We start from the raw sequence: 20,066 nt of genomic DNA on the forward strand, positions 1-20,066 counted from the left end.
TCGTACCGGTGCGGGAGTCGCTGATGATAGTGACGTTAAGCAAAGCAAACAGCGCTAACCTTATGAGTTAAAGTGTGAATCTAATAGCGATTCATTATTTGCTGGTTGTATTCCGCTGTGCTGTTATTAGTAGGCATATAACAAATTTATAAGGTTTATAACCATGTCTACAGGGAAATCACTACTTGCGCTGGCTTTAAGCGCGCTGTTACCGGCCGGCGCCGCGTGGGCGGCATCCAACGACACGCTGGTCTACTGCTCGGAAGCCTCGCCGGAATCCTTTAACCCGCAAATCGCCAGCTCTGGCCCTTCATTCGTTGCCAGCTCACAGGTGCTCTATAATCGCCTGATTACCTTCGACCCGCTTAAAAACACGCCGATTCCGTCGCTGGCGACCGAATGGAAAGTGTCTCCGGATGGTAAAACCTGGACCTTTACGCTGCGTAAAGGCGTGCAGTTCAACAGCAATAAATACTTTAAGCCGACCCGCGATTTCAATGCGGATGATGTGCTGTTCTCGGTGCTGCGCCAGCAGGATCCGCAGCATCCTTATCACAACGTGTCGCAGGGCAATTATGAATATTTCCACGACGTCGGTCTTGATAAGCTGATTAAAGAAGTGAAGAAGATCGATGATTATCACGTTCAGTTTGTGCTGAGCGAGCCCAACGCGGCGTTTCTCGCCGACTGGGGGATGGACTTCGCTTCGATTCTTTCTGCGGAATATGCCGATGCGATGTTGAAAAAAGGAACGCCGGAATACGTCGATAGCTGGCCGATTGGCACCGGCCCATACGCGCTCCAGCAGTATAAAGTGGATTCACAAATCCGCTATATTGCCAACCCGCACTATTGGGAAGGCGAGGTGCCGACTAAGCATCTGATCTTCTCGATTACGCCGAACGTTGAGACTCGTCTGGCTAAGCTGCAGACCAATGAATGCCAGATTATTCCCGCACCATCGCCGGTACAGTTCCCGGTGATTAAAGGGAATAAAGATCTGGCGCTACACGCGGTGGAAGCGTTGAACGTGGGGTATCTGGCATTTAATACTGAAAAGAAACCGTTTGATAACGTGCTGGTACGTCAGGCGCTGAACTACGCCACCGACAAACAGGCGATTGTGAAAGCGGTCTTCCTTGATTCCGGCAACGTGGCGAAATCGCCGATCCCGGCCAATATGCTCGGTTACAAGAAGGATTTACCGGATTACGACTACAATCCGCAGAAGGCGAAAGAGCTGCTTAAGCAGGCGGGATTGGAGCAGGGCGCAGAAGTGACCCTGTGGTCGATGCCAGTACAGCGCCCGTATAACCCGAACTCGAAGCGGGTCGCTGAAATGATTCAGAACGACTGGAGTAAGGTCGGCATTAAAGCGAAAATCGTTAGCTATGAATGGGGCGAATACCTTTCCGGGATGCGCAAGGGCGAGCATGATAGCGCGCTGTTTGGCTGGATGTCCGATAATGGCGATCCGGATAACTTCGCCGGCACGCTGCTGAGTTGTGATAATATCAAAACTGGCTCTAACGTGGCGCGCTGGTGCGATAAGTCCTATGATGCGCTGGTGAAAAAAGCGCTTCTGCTAAGCGATCCGCAGGCGCGCGCCAAACTTTACCAACAGGCTCAGGAAATTTTCTATCAGCAGGCGCCGTGGATCACGCTGGCGACGGGTAAAACTTTCTACGCCACCCGCAGCAACGTCAGCGGCTACAGCGTGAGTCTGATGGGAAGCGATTTTTCCAAAGCGAAGCTGAATTGATCAAAAAGGAGAGCAGGATGGCCCATCTGGACGATGTCATTGCCAGGGTCGATGAGACCATTGCCGGGGGCGTGATTAGCCATATGAACGAGCTACTGATTGCGTTAAGCGATGATGCTGAACTGGGCCGTGAAGAACGCTATACCCAGCAGCAGCGCCTGCGCACCGCGATAGCCCATCACGGGCGTCAACATCATGAAGATCAAGAAGCGCGCCGCGAACAGTTAACCAAAGGCGGCGAGATCCTTTAAGGGTGACGTCAAAACTGGCGTCTGGCGACCAGCCAGGCGCCGACCACCAGCATCGCCGCCCCGCATACTGGCCCGATTAACGCCCTAATCGGCACGCCGTGGGCGCGAATCAAATCAATAATCAATCCGCCTACCAGCTGACTGGCCACCAGTACCGCAATGGTCGTCGCCGCCCCTACGTTTTGATAACCGCTGATGCTGGCGAAGACGAAAAACGAACCCAGCAGGCCGGGGATGAGGGTCCACCATTTGATATTCAGCGCCAGTTCCTGAAAACCTGCCGCGCCGTGGCGCAATAGCAAAATAGTCACAAAAATAACAATTCCCACCAGCGAATTGAGCAACATGGCGATAAGAATCGTCGAGGCGGATTGGGTAATGCGGACCATCAGGGTGTTTTGCAACACCAGACCGACACCCGCCGCTATCAGGCAGGCAAGGGTGAGCGACTGATTCATGCCTCGCCGTCCGGAACCAGGCGATCGTCGAGCTGCAGCTGCATAAAGGTCAGATCCAGCCAGCGGCCGAATTTAGTCCCCACCTGCGGCATCTGCCCGCTGGTGATAAATCCCAGGGTTTCATGAAGATGCAACGAAGCGTGATTGCGGGATTCAATTCCGGCCACCATCACATGTTTGTGCAGACGCCGCGCTTCAGCGATAAGCGCGACTAACAACTTGCGGCCGATTCCCTTACCTTGATGATCGGGATGGACATACACCGAATGTTCAACGGTATGGCGGAAACCGTCAAATGCGCGCCAGTCGCCGAACGAGGAGTACCCGGTAATCACGCCGTTTTCTTCACTCACCAGCACCGGATAACCGGCAATCTGCCGGGCTTCAAACCAGGCAATACGGTTATCGGTATCGACGGTTTTGTCATTCCAGATGGCAGCGGTATGCAGTACGGCGTGATTATAGATTTCGGCGATCGCCGCGCAATCGTCTTTACTGGCATGGCGGATGGACATAGAAAGCCTCAAAGTCTGTACACTATAGTAGTACGGTATTATTACAATAATGAACGGCAGGCTGTCATCAGTTTTAGCAATAAATTTTACACAGAACGCGCAGTGTCGGGGATAGCGGACAGTTGTGTAATACGGTGGTGCGCACTATATTGTTACGCCATGAATACTATAGAAGACAACCTCAACCAGCGCATTAGCGCACGCATTCGTATCGAACGCGAGTCCCGCGGCTGGTCGTTGAGCGATTTGGCTGAACGCGCCGGGGCCTCGCGGGCAATGGTGCATAAAATTGAACGTGGCGAGAGTAGCCCCACCGCGGCGATGCTGGGCCGTCTCTCCGGCGCGTTTGGCATCAGTATGTCGACGTTAATTGCGCGCGCAGAGATGCAGGAGGGCAAGCTTTTGCGCTTTGCCAACCAGCCGGTGTGGCGCGATCCGCAAAGCCACTATTTGCGCCGGCACGTCTCGCCGCGTAGCGATCTGCCGATCGACCTAGTGCAAATAGAGTTGCCGGCCGGCAGCGATGTACCGATGCCCGCTTCTTCGTACGCGCTGGCGCGACAGCTCATCTGGCTACAGCAGGGTGAGTTAGTTTTTGTTGAAGGGAATACTCGCCATCAGATGCAGGCGGGGGATTGTCTGGAACTGGGGCCGCCCAACGATTGCCGATTTATCAATGAGTCCAGCGAGACTTGCGTCTATCTGGTGGTACGCCTGAATCAATCCGGCTCATAATGTTAAAGCGCGTTAAGCATAAAACGGCTAGCCTCAGTACAGGCCGTTAACAAGAGGAGTTTGCTATGACCGCTAATCCACAACGCCATCACCGCTGGATATTGGCTTCACGCCCGCACGGTGAACCTACCGCCGAAAATTTCAGACTGGAAGAGGGCGATCTGCCGACGCCGGGAGCGAACCAGATCCTGCTGCGGACTATTTATTTGTCACTCGACCCTTATATGCGCGGACGGATGAGCGATGCGCCTTCTTATTCGCCACCGGTGGAGATTGGCGCGGTGATGGTCGGGGGGACGGTAAGCCGTGTGGTGAGCTCTAATCACCCTGATTTTAAACCCGGTGAGTGGGTGCTTGGCTATAGTGGCTGGCAGGATTATGCGCTTTCCGATGGTAGCGATTTGGTTAAGCTCGGCGACAATCCTGAACACCCTTCCTGGGCGCTGGGGGTGTTAGGTATGCCGGGATTTACCGCTTATATGGGGCTGCTGGACATCGGCCAGCCGAAAGCGGGCGAAACGCTGGTGGTGGCGGCGGCAACCGGGCCGGTGGGGGCCACCGTCGGGCAGATTGGCAAACTTAAAGGCTGCCGCACCGTCGGCATTGCCGGCGGCGCCGAGAAATGTCGTTATGCGGTAGAGACTTTAGGCTTCGATGTTTGTCTTGATCACCGCGCTGCGGATTTCAGCCAGCAGCTGGCGCAGGCGTGTCCGCAGGGAATCGATGTCTATTATGAGAACGTCGGCGGTAAAGTCTTTGATGCGGTTCTGCCGTTGCTGAATACCGCGGCGCGGGTTCCCGTGTGCGGATTGGTTAGCGGCTACAACGCCACCTCGCTGCCGGATGGACCGGATCGGCTGCCGCTGCTGATGGCGACTATCCTTAAAAAACGCATTCGTATGCAGGGCTTTATCATCGGCCAGGATTACGGCCATCGCATTGCCGAGTTCCAGCAGCAAATGGGGCGCTGGGTACAGGAAGGTAAAATCAAATATCGCGAGCAGCAGATTGATGGCCTGGCGCAGGCGCCGCAGGCGCTGATTGGTCTGCTGAAGGGAGAAAACTTCGGCAAAGTGGTGATTAACGTCGCAGCGGACGAGTAACGTCACCGCCTTCTCTAACGCCCCCGAAGACGCGTGCGGGGGCGCTTTCGCCGCCTTTAACCAACAAAATGACTAATCCATACTTTTATTAATGGTTTGCTTTTCCGTGAGCGGCTTTTTATCCTTAAGGAAACTTAAGAGGTTAATGCGATGAAAGATGTAGTTGATAAATGCAGTACCAAAGGCTGCGCCATTGATGTTGGCACCATTATCGATAACGAAGACTGCGTTTACCGGGTCGAGAAACTTTTCCCTACCCGTGAAGAGGCGGAGTCCGCGGTAGCGGCCATTCGCGAACGCGCCGTTGCCGCCGCCAGCGAAACGCCGTCCGTAGATTACACGATTGAGCCGGTAGGTAATGAGGCGAAACTGGACGCGGCGGTGAATTTCTCCTGCCAGGCGGAAAAAATTATTTTCGAATTGTCCTTGAGAAGCGCGTTCTAACAGACTGCGGCGGAATCAAAAAGGGATCCCAATTGGGATCCCTTTTTTATCATCACCCATCGGCGGGCGTAGTTACTCGAAACGCCAGGCGAGATTCATACCGATGCCGAAGTTACGGCCCGGCGCCGGTTCGTAATAACGACCATTGGATTCGTTGACAATCACTGAGCCCGCGTAATTACGGTCAAACAGGTTATCGACCCGGCCGAACAGATCCATATCCATTTTCCCGTAGCTCCACTTATAGCCGGTGGTCAGGCCAACCACGGTCCGCGATGGCGCTTTGGCGGTGTTGGCGTCGTTGGCCATAATGTCGCCCATATAACGGATATCGCTCCCCGCGTACCAACCCTGTTCCGGCTGGTAGCCGAAAGAGGCATAGCCCATATTGCGGGCGATGCCCGGAATGCGGTTGCCGTTGCAGTCTGACGAACCGCAAACGTTCGTGCGATAGGTGGCATCGAGCCAGGTCCATGCCGCTTTTAATTTCCAGCTATCGCCAAACTGCTGGTCGAGGCCAAGTTCCATTCCCTGACGACGGGTTTTACCGGCGTTTTTATAGCTGGTGCGGCCGCCGCTGCTGGAGTCGACCACAATCTCATTGTCGGTATCGGTCTGGAACAGCGCGGCGGTGAACAGTCCGTTGCCTATCCGCGTTTTGCTGCCAATTTCCACGGTCTCATTTGTGGAGGGTTTGAGATCGAAGTTTAATCCGCTCTGATTGCCGGAACGATACGAGAGTTCATTGATTGTCGGCGTTTCAAAACCGCGCCCGGCGGAAAGATAGATATTCCAGGCATCCGTGACGGCATATTTCAATGAACCGGCTGGCAGCCATTTGTGATAGCTGGCATCGCCGCTATCGTCGCCGTTACCCGGAGTGACGTAATAGTCGTTAGAGTCAAACCACACCGAACTGTAGCGGACGCCAGCATCTAGGGTAAGCTTCTGCGTCAACTGCCACTGGGTTTGCAGGTACGGATCCAGGTTCCACATCAGATTGCGTTCATTACGGCGCAGGTCGCCCTGTTCGCCGTATTGCGGCGCGCCGTTCACCAGAACGTAGTTTTCATAGCCCTTACGTCGTTCGCTCATGTTTTCGTAATCAAGACCGGTGGTAAAGGTCACCGGCACCAGTAATTCACCGCGGTGGGTCCAGCGGGTGTCGATCCCCTGATAATGGCGAGTTAAATCGATGACGCCCCCGGAATGCGAGGGCTTCAGCTGCGGCGCCATCGGGATTGATTGGTACTGAGTGGTTTCGCGCTCGCCGGCGTACATCATCACGCTCAGATCGTCCTGCTGGCTAAGCTGGCGTTCGTAGCGTAACCCGGCCTGGGTCTGTTTCACCGTTTTACGCGTGTTGTATTGATCGCCGCGCGGCGATTGGCGCGGATTATTCTGCCACTCCTCGTAGCTCAATCCGCCCGGGTCATTAGCTTTGATATCCACACTATTGAATAGCAATGTTAATTTACTGACGTCGTTAATCCGCACGCCTAATTTGGCGTTGGCGAGATTTTTACGCGCGCCGCTGTGATCGCGAGAACCATGAGTGGTGAAACGGTTGGTCGACACCGTGTAGTCGACATCGCCTGCCTGGCTACCGTCGCCGACGGCGCCGGTTGCTTTCAGTCCGTAATGCCAGGTACCGAAGCTGCCGTAGTAGCTGCTGGCCTCGATGGTCGGCGGCTGGCTGCCGGTTTGGGTATTGACGTTAATTACGCCGCCGGAAGAGTTGCCATAGAGCGCGGAAAAAGGTCCGCGTAACACTTCCAGGCTATCGATACTGCCGATATCGATATTCGATGTCTGCCCCTGGCCATCGGGCATGGTGGCAGGGATACCGTCAACATATAGCCGCAGGCCACGCACGCCGTAGGTGGAGCGGGAACCGAAACCACGAATCGACAACTGCAAATCCTGAGCATAGTTTTGCCGGTTTTGTACCTGCAAACCGGGTACCGCGCCGAGCGATTCCGAGAGGTTAATTCGCGGGGCGGCCTGACGCATATCATCGCCATTCACTACGCTGACGGCGGCAGGGGTATCCAGTTCGGAAACCGCGGTAGGCGTCGCCGTGACGACCATGGTTTGTTCGTCGTTCGTGCTGGCGTGCACGTTGGCGACGAGAGGGAGTAATAAAGCGGGGAGCGCGACCGTGCGCATGGCAATAATCTTCATCAGAGCGACTCGCAAAGAGAAACGTACCAAATGGAACATATGTATATATGTTACACCGTTTGTAAATTCTTTGAAAAGAATTAACTAACCGGTCGTTAAGTAATGGCAAGTAAAGGTGATTCTTTTAACCAAAAAAGGCAATTAACGCTCCACATTACGATAAATAATGATTACTATTCTCATTTACAAAAGAGTGAAGTTAACCTTCACGCTGTGGAAGCCATCTCTAACCAGTAATTAATTGTTCTATAAAGGGAATCGTTATGTCATTACGTCAGTTATCCGCGCCGCGTCTGCGTCGTTCTCTGTTATTAACGTCGTTACTGTTGGCAGGCAGCTTCAGCGCCCACGCCGCCGAGGAGCTCCTGCGCAAAGCGGTCGGTAAAGGCGCGTACGAAATGGCGTATAGCCAGCAGGAAAATGCGCTGTGGGTTGCCACCTCGCAAAGCCGCTCCCTTGATAAGGGCGGCATCGTCTATCGTCTGGATCCGACCACGCTCGACATCACCCAGGTTATTCATAACGACCTGAAACCGTTCGGCGCCACCATCAATCACACCACCCAGACGTTGTGGTTTGGCAACACCGTTGATAGCAGCGTGACCGCAATAGATGCCAAAACCAGCGCGGTGAAAGGGAGACTGGTGCTCGATGACCGTAAACGTAGTGATACCGTGCGCCCGCTGCAGCCGCGTGAGCTGGTGGTGAATGAGAAAACCAATACCGTGTATATCTCCGGGCTGGGTAAAGAGAGCGTGATTTGGGTGGTGGATGGCGACAAGCTGACGCTGAAAGATACCATTGCCAATACCGGCGCGATGGCCACCGGGCTGGCGCTCGATGCTGACGCTAAACGTCTTTACACCACCAATGCCGATGGCGAACTACTGACTATCGATACCGATAGCAATAAGATCCTCTCGCGCAAGAAGCTGCAGGATGATGGTAAGGAGCATTTCTACCTGAATCTGAGCCTGGATACAGCCGGTCACCGTGCTTTCATTACCGACAGTAAGCAGCCGGAAGTGCTGGTGGTGGATATTCGTGACGGAAAAGTGCTGCAAAAAATCGCCGCGCCGGAATCCCTGGCGGTACTGTTTAACCCAGCACGCAACGAAGTCTACGTCACCCATCGCAAAGCGGGTGAAGTCAGCGTCATTGATGCTAAGACCTATAAGGTTGTCAAAACCTTCAAAACGCCGACCTTCCCGAATAGCCTGGCGCTGTCCGCCGATGGAAAAACGCTGTTTGTTAGCGTGAAGCAGGAGTCAACTCGTCAAAAAGAGGCCACCGCGCCGGACGACGTAATCCGCATTGCCCTGTAATCCCCTGGGAGGGGGCGCCCCCTCCTTACTCCGGGTCTCATCCTCTGTTACAAACCGCTATTAGCCTGATTACTATAAAGGTTATACACTTACTTTTTCCCGCGCGCGGCGGGAGAGTGGTAATCATTCTGGAGAAATTATGAAAAAGCCATATATGGTGATCTGCGCGGCGGCAATGCTGGCGCTTCTGGCTGGCTGCAGCTCTAATTACGTCATGACGACAAAAAGTGGGCAAACTATTGTGACCCACGGCAAACCGCAGTTGGATAAAGAGACCGGCATGACCAGCTATATTGATGAGTCTGGCAACAAACGCGAAATCAACAGCAGCGACGTTGCTCAACTGGTGGAAGATAATTAATTTTTCGGTGACGGTTTGCCCGCTGAGGGGCAAACCGTTATGGAAAAGCGCTTAGCGTTTTTCAACGCCCGGCGCCGTGCTGTGAACATCAGCCACGCGTTTACGTACGCCGAACCAGCCTGCGACCAGCAGCACCGCCAGCAGCGGAATGGACCCGATGGTATAGGTGCCGTTCGGGTAGTCAAATGCCATCAACACCAGTACGCTCAGCAAGAACAGCAGCGTTAGCCATGAAGTAAATGGCGCGCCCGGCATTTTGAAGCTCACATCCGCCGCTTTGCCTTCCTTGATAGCCTTACGCAGACGCATCTGGCAGATCACGATAAAGCCCCATGAAGCGATAATCCCCAGGGATGCGACGTTAAGCACGATCTCAAATACCTGCGACGGCACCAGATAGTTGAGGAAAACCCCCACCACGTAGACTGCCAGCGTCGCGAGGATCCCGGCGTAAGGGACGTGATGGCGGCTCATCTTCGACATAAACTTCGGCGCTGAACCTCCCATCGACATCGAACGCAGAATTCGCCCGGTGCAGTACAGGCCTGAGTTCAGGCTGGAGAGGGCGGCCGTTAATACCACGATGTTCATCACGCTACCGATGTATGGTACGCCGAGCTTCGAGAAGAAGGTGACGAACGGGCTTTGCCCTGCCTGATAGGCGTTCCACGGCAGCAGCAGCACCAACAGCACCACGGAACCGACGTAGAACAAGCCGATACGCCAGATCACGCTGTTAATCGCTTTCGGTACCATGGTTTCCGGGTCTTTACATTCGCCTGCCGCGGTACCCACCAACTCGATGGAAGCGAAGGCGAAGACGACGCCCTGAACCAGTACCAGAGCCGGTAACAGACCGTGCGGGAAGAAACCGCCGTTGTCGGTAATCAGATGGAAGCCGGTGGCATTGCCATCCAGCGGTTTGCCGGTACCGAGGAAAATCGTGCCGACAACCAGGAACGCGACGATAGCCAGTACTTTCACCAACGCGAACCAGAACTCCATCTCAGCGAACCATTTCACGCCGATCATATTCATGGTGCCGACGATCGCCAGCGCGCCAAGGGCGAAGACCCACTGCGGAACATCGCCGAAAGCGCCCCAATAGTGCATATACAAGGCGACGGCGGTGATATCGACGATACCGGTCATTGCCCAGTTGACGAAATACATCCAGCCGGCAACGTAGGCGGCTTTTTCACCGAGAAATTCGCGAGCGTAAGAGACGAAACTACCGCTGGAGGGGCGATGGAGAACCAGTTCGCCGAGGGCGCGAAGGATGAAGAAGGAGAAGATACCGCAAACCAGATAAACCAGCGCCAGCGCCGGGCCTGCCATTTGTAAACGCGCCCCGGCGCCGAGAAACAGACCGGTCCCGATGGCGCCGCCAATGGCGATCATCTGTACCTGACGGTTGCCCATTGCTTTGTGGTAACCCGATTCGTGCGAGTTGAGCCAGTGGCGTTTCGCGGCATGATGTTCCGCCGCGTCAGTGTGTTTGTTATTCATTGATGTACCCATTTTCCTGTCAATGTCCATGAGTGGTTGTCGTATCGCGCAGCGGCGATACATCGTGCTGGCTTTCTCACTATTCTGTCGTAGAGATAAATCATGCACGGCGCTGCATCCTACACGTAACGTGATAGTGACGCACGTAAAACATTTCACAACAGCACTTACTTAAATATCAATGAGTTCAATGACGCAACGCGTCGACGAGTAGCGCAAACGCAGCGGTATGCTGACGACGGCTGGGATAATACAGATGATAACCAGGGAAGGTGGGTGTCCAGGCATCGAGTACCCGTACTAAACGACCGGCAACCAGCGCCTCCTCGACGCAATCATCCGGCACATAGGCCAGGCCGAGACCAGATTCAGCGGCATCAATGCGTTGCGGTAAGCTATTCAGCGTCAGTTGACCCTCTACATAAACCTGAAAGCCTTTACCATCGTCGGTGAATTCCCAGGCGTAAATCCCGCCGCGGGTTGGTAGCCGCATATTAATACAGCGGTGCTGATCCAGTTGATAAGGCGTCTGCGGGGTGCCGTAGCGTTGTAGATAGTCGGGCGAGCCCACGACGACCATGCGCATGTCCGGGGCGATGCGTACCGCAATCATATCCTTTGCCACCTGATCGCCGAGACGAACGCCGGCGTCAAAACGGCCATCGACGATATCGGCCAGGCCGTTATCGACGGTAATTTCGATATTGATATCCGGATAACGCAACATAAATGGCTTTAATGCCGGCCACAACACCGCGCTGACGGCGTGTTCACCGGCGTTAAGGCGAATATTACCCGCCGGAAGGGCGCGGCTATCCCTCAAGGCGCCGAGCTCGCGTTCAATTTCCGTGAGATGCGGACGTAAATTCTGGAACAATTTTTCACCCGCTTCGGTGGGGGCGACGCTGCGGGTGGTACGGGTCAGCAGACGAACATCAAGCCGGGCTTCGAGGTTGCGCATCGCATGGCTCAGCGCAGATTGCGATACCCCAAGTTGGGCAGCGGCGCGGGTGAAACTGCGTTCGCGGGCGACTACCATAAACGACAGGAGATCGTTGAAGTTATCCTTTAACATGCTGTTACCGTATTTAATTTAGCGAATTCATGGCAGGAAATTGAGTCTAAACGCGGTAGACGGCTTTCGCCACAAGGATCTACGCAGCTGAAGAGAGTATATGCTGACTATCGGGAGAAAAAGGGGCTTGAAATCATCATGAAAATCAATGTGGTAGGCACTAGCGGCGTAGGGAAGTCGACACTTGCGCAACGCCTGGCGGCAGCGCTTTCTTTGCCCTACATCGAACTGGATAGGCTCTACTGGCGGCCAGAGTGGGAGGGGGCGCCGGATGAAGAGTTTTTCGCCAGCATCGCGCAGGCCACGGCCTCTGCTGGCTGGGTTCTTGATGGCAACTATAATCGCAGTCGCGCAGTCAAATGGCGTGATATTGATCTGGTGGTATGGGTAGATTATAGCTTTGTTCGCACACTATATCAGGCCATTCGCCGTGCGCTGAGTCGCGCCTGGCACCAGCAGGAGCTATGGCCGGGTACCGGTAATCGCGAAACCTTTCGTCGCACCTTCTGCAATCGTGATTCGATAATTTTGTGGACCATGAAAACGTGGCGCTCTAATCGTCAGCGCTATTTAGCGGATATGCATTCTGCGCAGTATGGTCATATCCGTTTCGTCCGTTTACGTAATCAGCGACAAACAGAGCGCTTTATTGCTGAAATTGTCCATCAGCAGGCAATGGCTGGCAGGGTGCATATCTAATTTCCGGCAGAGTACATGTGAATAAATTGTTTCTCAGTACGCGCTGCAGATTCTAATAATGCAGGCATGTTAATTAAAACGAGCCTGCGAAATGTCTTATCGAATCAGTATCCTGGATAAAAGTCCTCTTGCTCCTGGCGAAACTGCTGCTCAGGCGCTGGCGCGTACGTTAACGCTTGCGCAACAGGCAGAACGCTGGGGATATCATCGTTTCTGGATTGCCGAGCATCACAACGCGGAACAGCTGGCGAGCCCGTCGCCGGAGCTATTGATTGCCTGGATCCTCGGGCAAACCCGGCAGATCCGCGTCGGCTCCGGCGGCGTGATGCTGCAGCACTATAGCCCTTACAAAGTCGCCGAAAACTTTAATTTGCTCGCCAGTATTGCACCAGGACGCGTCGATCTCGGCGTTGGCAAGGCGCCAGGCGGTCTGCCGCTTGCCACTCGCGCGCTACAACAGGGCGTCCATCAGCATGAGAAGGGCAGTTTTGCCGAACAGCTTGCCCAGCTTGATAACTGGCTAACGTTGACCGAAAGCCAGGGCGAGGAGAGCCTGCGCGCGACCCCTATCCCGCCGCGCCGCGCGGACGGTTTCCTGCTTGGCGCCAGCGTCGACAGCGCCCGCCTGGCGGCCCGTCTGGACTGGAACTTTGTTTTTGCCGCGCATCTCAACGGCGATAAAAACCTGTTGCGGGAAGTGTTAACCAACTGGCGCGAATTGAGCCGCCGGGAGGTCATCGTGGCCGTACAAGTTATCGTTGCGCAAGACGCCGCCAGCGCCGCTGAACTGGCGAAGCAGGTGGAGGTCTGGGGCGTTGAACTGGCAAACGGCCAGCGGGTAACGGTGGGTAGTGAAGCTCAGGCGGCAGCCTTCGCCCGTCAGGCCGGTAGCCCGCCCACGCGGATTGAGCGCCGCGAGTCCTCGCTGTTGTTCGGTACCGCAGAAGAGGTTAAAGCACAACTCGATGCCCTTCAGGCGCAATGGGGCATTGATGAGTTTATTATTGATACCCCTATTGCTGAGGGCGGGGCGCGGCTGGAGTCGCTGGGGCTGTTGGCGCAGGCGCATTCTGGCGTGGAGGTGACGCCATGAATTTCGAACAACAGTTGATTAGCTGGCGGCGCGAACTGCATCAGAACCCGGAACTCTCATTACAGGAAGTGGCAACCACCGCGCGTATCCGCGACTGGTTGCAAAGCGGCGGCCTGCCGTTACTGCCTTACGAGTTAACCACCGGCGCGGTGACGGAAGTGGGCAGCGGCGATAAAATCATCGCCCTGCGCGCCGATATTGACGCGTTACCGATAGAAGAGGCCACCGGACTGCCGTACCGCTCGCAAAATCCCGGCGTCATGCATGCCTGCGGTCACGATATACATACCAGCGTGATGCTTGGCGCGGCGTTGCTGTTAAAGGAACGAGAAGCGCAACTGCCGGGGCGGGTGCGGATCCTGTTCCAGCCAGCGGAAGAGAGTTTCGGCGGCGCAAAAACGTTGATCCGCGCCGGGGCGCTTGACGGCGTATCGGCAATCTTCGGCATGCACAATGAGCCCAATTTACCCGTTGGCGAGTTTGCCACCCGCGGCGGCCCGTTTTATGCCAACGTCGATCGCTTCGTATTCAAAGTAACCGGCAAGGGGGCGCATGCCGCCCGGCCGCATGAAGGCAAAGATGCCATCCTGCTAGCGAGCCAACTGGTGACGCTGCTACAGAGCGTCGCCAGCCGCGAAGTGAATACCCTGGATTCGGTGGTGCTCAGCGTGACGCGGATCCAGGGGGGAAATACCTGGAACGTCTTGCCGGAAAGCGTGGAGCTCGAAGGGACGCTGCGCACCCACAGTAGCGAGGTGCAGCAGCGGGTTAAGGCGAGAGTCAGCGAAATCGCCGCCGGTTTCGCCAGCGCCTTTGGCGCGCAAATCGATGTCTTCTGGTATGCCGGGCCAACGGCGCTGGTTAACGATGAGCGCTGGGCGGCGTTCGCCAGCGCGGCGGCCGACCGCTTCGGTTATCGCACGCATCACGCCGATTTACATCTGGGCGGCGAAGACTTTGCCGTCTATCTGCAGCATATTCCGGGCGCTTTCGTCAGCATAGGTAGCGCCAGCGAATTTGGCCTGCATCACCCGGCTTTTAATCCGGATGAAAACGTCATTGCCCCAGCCGCGCGCTATTTCGCGGATCTGGCGGAACAGGCATTACATCATATTTAATTTTTGACAGGGTAAGGGGTCACTATGTCTGAAAAACGGCAATTACGTCTGGGGACGATTTTACATGGCGCCTCAGGAAATATGTCCGCCTGGCGTCATCCGGCGGCGTTGGCGGATGCCAGTATTAATTTTGAATTTGTGAAAGAAACGGCGCAAAAAGCCGAGCAGGGGAAACTCGATTTTATTTTTGTCGCCGACGGGTTATATATTAACGAAAAATCCATCCCGCACTTTTTAAATCGTTTTGAGCCGTTAACGGTATTATCAACGCTGGCGGCGGTGACCGATCGTCTGGGGCTGGTCGGTACGCTCTCCACCTCCTATAGCGAACCGTTCACGACCGCTCGACAGTTCGCCAGTCTTGATCATTTAAGCCACGGGCGCGCCGGCTGGAACGTGGTGACGTCGCCGCTGGAAGGCTCGGCGAAAAACTTCTCCCGCGCCCAGCATCCCGATCATGCGCTGCGCTATCGTATCGCCGACGAATATCTTCAGGTGGTTAAAGGATTGTGGGATTCCTGGGAAGACGGCGCTTTTGTGCGTAATAAAGAGAGCGGCCAGTTTTTTGATAAAAATAAACTGCATACGCTTAATCATCATGGCGATTTCTTTAAAGTCGCTGGTCCTTTGAATATTGCCCGCACGCCACAGGGACGGCCCATTATATTCCAGGCAGGCGCCTCAGATGACGGCAAAAAATTAGCCGCTCGCCACGCTGATGCCATTTTTACCCACCAGGAATCATTAGCCGAGGCGCAGGCGTTTTATCAGGATGTCAAAAGCCAACTGGCTGCCTATCAGCGCAGTACGGATCAACTGCATATTTTCCAGGGCGTCAGCGTAATCGTCGGTGACGACGCGGAGGATGCGGAGCGTCAATACCAGACCACGGCGGCGCTGGTCTCGATCGACGACGCGTTGAATTACCTGGGGCGCTATTTCGAGCATCACGACTTTGCGCAATATCCGCTGGATGAACCCTTCCCGGATATTGGCGATCTTGGGCAAAACAGCTTCCGCAGCACCACTGATGAGATTAAACGCAATGCCCGTGAACGGGGATTAACCCTGCGCCAGGTGGCGCTGGAGGCCGCCAGCCCGCGCCCACGCTTCTCCGGCACGGCCAGCGATGTCGCCGACGGCCTGCAGCTGTGGTTTGAACAACGCGCCGCCGATGGCTTCATTATTCAGGGCGGCACGCCGGAAACCTTCCCGCGTTTTGTTGATGAAGTGGTGCCATTGCTGCAGGCGCGCGGATTGTTCCGCCGCGACTATCCAGGCACCACGCTGCGGGAAAGCCTGGGGCTGGATTTGCCCATTAACCAATTCGAAAAATAATAAAAGAGAACCGCACTATGCAGAAATCAACGCTATTGCTGGCCTTCGCGTTGGCAATTAGCGCCCCGTCGTGGGCGCAGGACGTCAATATCAATGGCACCGGGGTTAGCCTGGAAGCCAATAAAACCCCGATTCATACGGCAAAAAATCCGCAGGCAATTGCGCTGTTGCCGAAAGATCTGCACCTGGCGGTACCGGGGAAATTTACCGTCGCGGTTGCGGCGCTGAACTCGCCGCCGCTGACGGTGTTTTCTGATGATAACAAAACGTTGCTCGGCAGCGAGGCGGATATTGCGCGTCTGGTGGCTGACAGTCTCGGCCTCGAAGTCAACGTTGTTCCGACCTCGTGGGAAGACTGGCCGCTCGGCGTCGCCTCCGGCAAATATGATGCCGCGATCAGCAATATTACCGTCACCAAAGAGCGCAAAGAGAAGTTCGATTTCGCCACTTATCGTAAAGATTCGCTGGGTTTTTACGTTAAAAGCACCAGCCCACTGAACAAGATCGACAAAGCGGAAGATATTGCCGGGCTGAAGATTATCGTCGGCTCCGGCACCAATCAGGAGGCTATCTTACTCGCATGGAATGCGGAAAACGTTAAGCGCGGGCTTAAACCGTTTATACCGGTCTATACCAAAGACGACGCCGCGCAGACGCTGGCTTTGCAAACGGGCCGCGCCGACGCATTCTTCGGCCCTAACGTCATAGGCGCCTGGAAAGCGGCCCTTACTGGCAAAACCAAGCTGGTGGGCAGCGTGGACGGCGGGTGGCCGAAGGCGGCGCATATCGCGGTGACGCTGAAGAAAGGCAGCGGGCTGGTTAATGCCGTACAGGCGGCGCTCAACGGCGCTATCGCCAGCGGTGACTATGCCAAAGTGCTCAACCGCTGGGGCGAGGGAGTGGAGAGTATCCCACAATCGGAAATCAACCCCGCCGGGCTGGGCGATTAACAGGGGGCGCTATGAGCGAAGCATTTCGTGATATTTCTCCGGACGCGCCGGAATTACAGCCGATTATTAGCGGCCTGTTTGCCGAGTACGCCGCTCGTTACGGCGACTATTTTTCTCGTGATGCGGAAGTAGAGTTAACCGAATGGTATCTGCCGCCGCAGGGGCTGTTTATTGTGCTGGAGCGTGACGGCGAAATCATCGCCACCGGCGCCTACAAGCCGAAAGACACGCACACCGCGGAAATTAAGCGGATCTGGACGCATCGTCGGCTGCGTCAACAGGGGCTGGCCGCCAGGGTTGTACAAGAACTGGAGCGTCGGGCGGTGCTGGCAGGTTATAGCCATATTTTTCTCACCACCGGTTTTCGTCAGCCGGAAGCGGTAAAGCTCTATTTAAGCCAGGGGTATGAGGCGCAGTTTGACCTCGCTCGCGACCCGGAAGAGTACAGCCGGCCGCCCTATGATGGCCGGTTGCGGTTCAGTAAAGCGCTGGCGGTTAGCGCCCTCAGCCACAGCGCTTAAGGAGGCATTATGCAATCATCTGAAACGATCAAAGTGGTTCCGGCGCGCTACCCGCTGCGCGTCGCCGGGGCGGTATTGGCGCTGCTGGTGCTGGCGGTCGTCGTGCAGTCGGTCGCGTTCAACCCGCGCTGGGAGTGGGGGGTATTCGCCCACTGGTTCTTCGACCCGGTGATCCTCGAGGGGTTGGGGCAAACGCTGCTGCTCACGCTACTTGGTACCTTTTTAAGCGTTATCTTCGGCGGCCTGTTGGCGCTGGCCCGCCTGTCGTCGTCATGGCTGCTCAGCAGCCTGGCATGGGGTTATATCTGGCTGTTCCGTTCGCTGCCGCTTATTGTGGTGTTGATCATTCTGTATAACTTCTCTTATCTGTACGACAGCTTATCGCTGGGGATCCCTTTCACCGGCGTAACCTGGGCGAGCTATCAGACTATCAATGTACTGGGGCAGTTCTCCACGGCAGTAGTTGGCCTGACGCTGGTGCAGAGCGCCTATACCGCTGAAATTATCCGCGGAGGCTTTTTGGGCGTGGATCACGGGCAGTATGAGGCCGCCGCCGCGCTGGGACTCCCCGCCTGGCGACGCACGCTGCGGATCATCTTGCCGCAAGCGCTGCGCACCATTCTGCCGGCAGGGTTCAATGAAATCATCAGCCTGGCAAAAGGGACGGCGATGGTTTACGTACTGGCGATGCCGGAATTGTTCTACACCATTCAGATGATTTATAACCGCACCCAGGAAGTGATCCCGCTGCTGATGGTGGGCGCCGCGTGGTACCTGGTGATTACCAGCGTGCTCTCCGCAATTCAGTACCTTGTCGAACGCGCGCTGGCGCGCAGCGAACGCCGCTCGGCGGTGAACAGCGTGCGTAATAATCGCGTGACCCAACCGGTTCGTCAGCCGCAGGAGGCCGTCCATGCTCAACTCTCGTAATGGTCATATTTCGATAACCGGGGTCAGTAAATACTTTGGCCGTCATAAAGCGCTGGATGATGTTTCGCTGGAGATAGCGCCGGGAACGGTGACGGTGATCCTCGGGCCGTCCGGTTCGGGAAAATCGACGCTGCTGCGCACAATTAACCATCTTGAACGGGTCGATGAAGGGTTTATCCAGATTGATGGCGACTATATCGGCTATCGCCGTAAAGGCGACAAGCTGTACGAACTGAAAGAAAAAGAGATCCTTCGCCAGCGGGTCAACGTGGGATACGTATTTCAGAACTTCAATTTGTTTCCGCATCTGACGGTGCTGGAGAATTTAATTGAAGCGCCGATTGCCCACAAACGGGCCAGTCGAAAGGAGGCCATCGCTCGTGCTTACGAATTGTTGGACATTGTCGGTTTGCGCAACAAAGCCGATGCCTGGTCGCGGCATCTTTCCGGCGGCCAGCAGCAGCGCATTGCCATCGCCCGCGCGCTGGCGCTCAATCCGCGCGTGATCTTGTTTGATGAACCCACTTCCGCGCTGGATCCGGAACTGGTTGGCGAAGTGCTTGATGTTATCAAGAAACTTGCCCGCTCCGGGACGACGCTTGTGGTGGTAACACACGAAATCGGCTTTGCCCGCGAGGTTGCCGACCAGGTGGTGTTTATGGTCGATGGCAAAATCGTTGAACAGGGCAGCAGCGATGAAGTGTTAAATCATCCGCAACACCAGCGTACCCGGCAATTTTTATCACGGGTGCTGGCATGAGGAAATTAGCTGCAGCCCTCATGCTGCTCCTGAGCATCGGCGAGGCGCGCGCCGAACTCGATTTGCGCGCCAATGAACAGCCATTGCCGGTGACGCGAGATGATAACGCGATTAGCAAAATTCCTCCGGACTATCGTTTTGTGGAGCCCGGTGTGCTGACGGTGGCGATTTCGGCATTAAATTCGCCGCCGCTGGCGCTGCTGGCCAGCGACAACCGCACGCGTATCGGCAGCGACCCGGACATCGCCCGTTTACTGGCGGGTAGCCTTGGTCTGAAACTGAAACTGGTGCCAACGGCCTGGGAGGACTGGCCTTTGGGGATCGCGTCAGGGCGTTACGATGTGGCGTTGATTAACATCGCGGTGACCGAGAAGCGCAAAGAGAAGTTCGATTTCGCCACCTACCGCGTAGACTCGCTGGCCTTCTCGGTGAAATCAACCAGTGACATTACGCGGATCTCAAATGCGCAGGATCTCTCAGGACGTAAAGTCATTGTCGGTTCTGGTACCAACCAGGAGCGGATCCTGCTGGGATGGAATGCGGAAAACGAAGCCGCGGGACGGCAACCGGCGTTACCGGTTTATCTTACCGACGATGCCTCCGGCAATCTTTATATTCAGTCGGGAAGGGCGGATGTCTTTTTTGGTCCGCAGTCGGTGGCCTCTTATAAGGCTGCATTAAACGGAAAAACCAAAGTTGTCGGGCTCGGTCCCAAAAAAGCCTGGGTGGCCACCACCACTAAAAAAGGCAATGGGCTGGTATACGCGCTGCAGGCGGCGCTGAATGGCGCGATCGCGCGTGGCGAGTATCAGCAGGTTCTCGCGCGCTGGGGGGAACAGGGGGAGGTAGTCAGGCAATCGGAGGTCAATCCGCCGGGGATAACATATTGATGCTGTAATTATTAATAGCCAGGGATTGCTATACTCATGGCTACA

19 protein-coding genes and 1 pseudogene are annotated in these 20,066 nt (G+C 55.5%); 15 read left to right on the forward strand and 5 right to left on the reverse strand.

Going from position 1 to position 20,066, the window contains the following annotated elements:
- Positions 1-163 precede the first annotated feature (163 nt).
- Both AC22LX_RS01255 and AC22LX_RS01260 read left to right on the forward strand, forming a co-directional pair.
- A complete protein-coding gene (locus tag AC22LX_RS01255) occupies positions 164-1,762 on the forward strand; it encodes an ABC transporter substrate-binding protein (RefSeq protein ID WP_045394035.1) in 1,599 nt (532 codons plus the stop codon).
- A gap of 17 nt (positions 1,763-1,779) precedes the next feature.
- Positions 1,780-2,013 carry a YdcY family protein gene (locus AC22LX_RS01260; RefSeq protein WP_047048747.1) on the forward strand — a complete coding sequence of 78 codons (234 nt, stop codon included), beginning with the start codon at positions 1,780-1,782 and terminating at the stop codon, positions 2,011-2,013.
- 8 nt (positions 2,014-2,021) lie between these two features.
- On the opposite strand, the gene AC22LX_RS01265 is transcribed toward AC22LX_RS01260, so the two are convergent.
- Both AC22LX_RS01265 and AC22LX_RS01270 read right to left on the reverse strand, forming a co-directional pair.
- Positions 2,022-2,471, reverse strand: a complete 450-nt coding sequence (locus AC22LX_RS01265) for a DMT family transporter (protein WP_063416020.1) — start codon at positions 2,469-2,471, stop codon at positions 2,022-2,024.
- Positions 2,468-2,986, reverse strand: coding sequence for a GNAT family N-acetyltransferase (locus AC22LX_RS01270; RefSeq protein WP_063416018.1), 519 nt, complete (start codon positions 2,984-2,986; stop codon positions 2,468-2,470). Before AC22LX_RS01270 ends, AC22LX_RS01265 begins: the two co-directional genes overlap by 4 nt.
- A 159-nt stretch (positions 2,987-3,145) precedes the next feature.
- Here AC22LX_RS01270 and AC22LX_RS01275 point away from each other — a divergent pair, with 159 nt between their 5' ends.
- From AC22LX_RS01275 to AC22LX_RS01285, 3 genes are all read left to right on the forward strand, one after another.
- Complete coding sequence (locus AC22LX_RS01275) at positions 3,146-3,721, forward strand: helix-turn-helix domain-containing protein (RefSeq protein WP_015366420.1); 576 nt, start codon at positions 3,146-3,148, stop codon at positions 3,719-3,721.
- 65 nt (positions 3,722-3,786) lie between these two features.
- Positions 3,787-4,824, forward strand: coding sequence for an NADP-dependent oxidoreductase (locus AC22LX_RS01280; protein WP_045394047.1), 1,038 nt, complete (start codon positions 3,787-3,789; stop codon positions 4,822-4,824).
- A 150-nt stretch (positions 4,825-4,974) separates the two neighbouring features.
- Positions 4,975-5,268 carry a DUF406 domain-containing protein gene (locus AC22LX_RS01285; RefSeq protein ID WP_015705548.1) on the forward strand — a complete coding sequence of 98 codons (294 nt, stop codon included), beginning with the start codon at positions 4,975-4,977 and terminating at the stop codon, positions 5,266-5,268.
- A gap of 72 nt (positions 5,269-5,340) precedes the next feature.
- On the opposite strand, the gene pqqU is transcribed toward AC22LX_RS01285, so the two are convergent.
- The gene (gene pqqU / locus AC22LX_RS01290) at positions 5,341-7,452 is read right to left on the reverse strand and encodes a TonB-dependent receptor PqqU (RefSeq protein ID WP_487333681.1); all 2,112 of its coding nucleotides are present in this window, start codon (positions 7,450-7,452) and stop codon (positions 5,341-5,343) included.
- Between the two features lie 263 nt (positions 7,453-7,715).
- Between pqqU and yncE the strand changes: the two genes are divergently transcribed.
- Positions 7,716-8,777 (forward strand): 7-bladed beta-propeller protein YncE, encoded by a 1,062-nt coding sequence (yncE, locus tag AC22LX_RS01295; RefSeq protein ID WP_213292515.1) that lies wholly within the window; start codon positions 7,716-7,718, stop codon positions 8,775-8,777.
- A 139-nt stretch (positions 8,778-8,916) separates the two neighbouring features.
- Complete coding sequence (locus AC22LX_RS01300; RefSeq protein ID WP_015366425.1) at positions 8,917-9,138, forward strand: YgdI/YgdR family lipoprotein; 222 nt, start codon at positions 8,917-8,919, stop codon at positions 9,136-9,138.
- Between the two features lie 51 nt (positions 9,139-9,189).
- On the opposite strand, the gene ansP is transcribed toward AC22LX_RS01300, so the two are convergent.
- Entirely contained in the window at positions 9,190-10,647 is a 1,458-nt protein-coding gene (ansP, locus tag AC22LX_RS01305; RefSeq protein ID WP_045382500.1) for an L-asparagine permease, read from the reverse strand.
- A gap of 187 nt (positions 10,648-10,834) precedes the next feature.
- A complete protein-coding gene (locus AC22LX_RS01310) occupies positions 10,835-11,722 on the reverse strand; it encodes a LysR family transcriptional regulator (RefSeq protein ID WP_015366427.1) in 888 nt (295 codons plus the stop codon).
- Positions 11,723-11,860: 138 nt separating this feature from the next.
- Between AC22LX_RS01310 and AC22LX_RS01315 the strand changes: the two genes are divergently transcribed.
- From AC22LX_RS01315 to AC22LX_RS01350, 8 genes and pseudogenes are all read left to right on the forward strand, one after another.
- Complete coding sequence (locus tag AC22LX_RS01315) at positions 11,861-12,421, forward strand: P-loop NTPase family protein (protein ID WP_015366428.1); 561 nt, start codon at positions 11,861-11,863, stop codon at positions 12,419-12,421.
- Positions 12,422-12,512: 91 nt separating this feature from the next.
- On the forward strand, positions 12,513-13,514 hold the full coding sequence (locus AC22LX_RS01320) for an MsnO8 family LLM class oxidoreductase (protein WP_045394052.1): 1,002 nt from the start codon (positions 12,513-12,515) through the stop codon (positions 13,512-13,514).
- A complete protein-coding gene (locus tag AC22LX_RS01325) occupies positions 13,511-14,632 on the forward strand; it encodes an amidohydrolase (RefSeq protein ID WP_045394055.1) in 1,122 nt (373 codons plus the stop codon). Before AC22LX_RS01320 ends, AC22LX_RS01325 begins: the two co-directional genes overlap by 4 nt.
- Positions 14,633-14,656: 24 nt before the next feature.
- Positions 14,657-16,920: pseudogene (locus AC22LX_RS01330) on the forward strand (NtaA/DmoA family FMN-dependent monooxygenase).
- Between the two features lie 11 nt (positions 16,921-16,931).
- Complete coding sequence (locus AC22LX_RS01335; RefSeq protein ID WP_045394059.1) at positions 16,932-17,441, forward strand: GNAT family N-acetyltransferase; 510 nt, start codon at positions 16,932-16,934, stop codon at positions 17,439-17,441.
- 9 nt (positions 17,442-17,450) lie between these two features.
- Positions 17,451-18,371 (forward strand): amino acid ABC transporter permease, encoded by a 921-nt coding sequence (locus AC22LX_RS01340; RefSeq protein ID WP_045394062.1) that lies wholly within the window; start codon positions 17,451-17,453, stop codon positions 18,369-18,371.
- Entirely contained in the window at positions 18,355-19,131 is a 777-nt protein-coding gene (locus AC22LX_RS01345) for an amino acid ABC transporter ATP-binding protein (protein ID WP_045394065.1), read from the forward strand. The genes AC22LX_RS01340 and AC22LX_RS01345 overlap by 17 nt, the downstream gene beginning before the upstream one ends.
- 20 nt (positions 19,132-19,151) lie before the next feature.
- Entirely contained in the window at positions 19,152-20,021 is an 870-nt protein-coding gene (locus tag AC22LX_RS01350) for a transporter substrate-binding domain-containing protein (RefSeq protein WP_080941180.1), read from the forward strand.
- The last annotated feature ends 45 nt before the right edge of the window (positions 20,022-20,066 follow it).

This window comes from Klebsiella sp. PK01 (genome assembly GCF_057624675.1).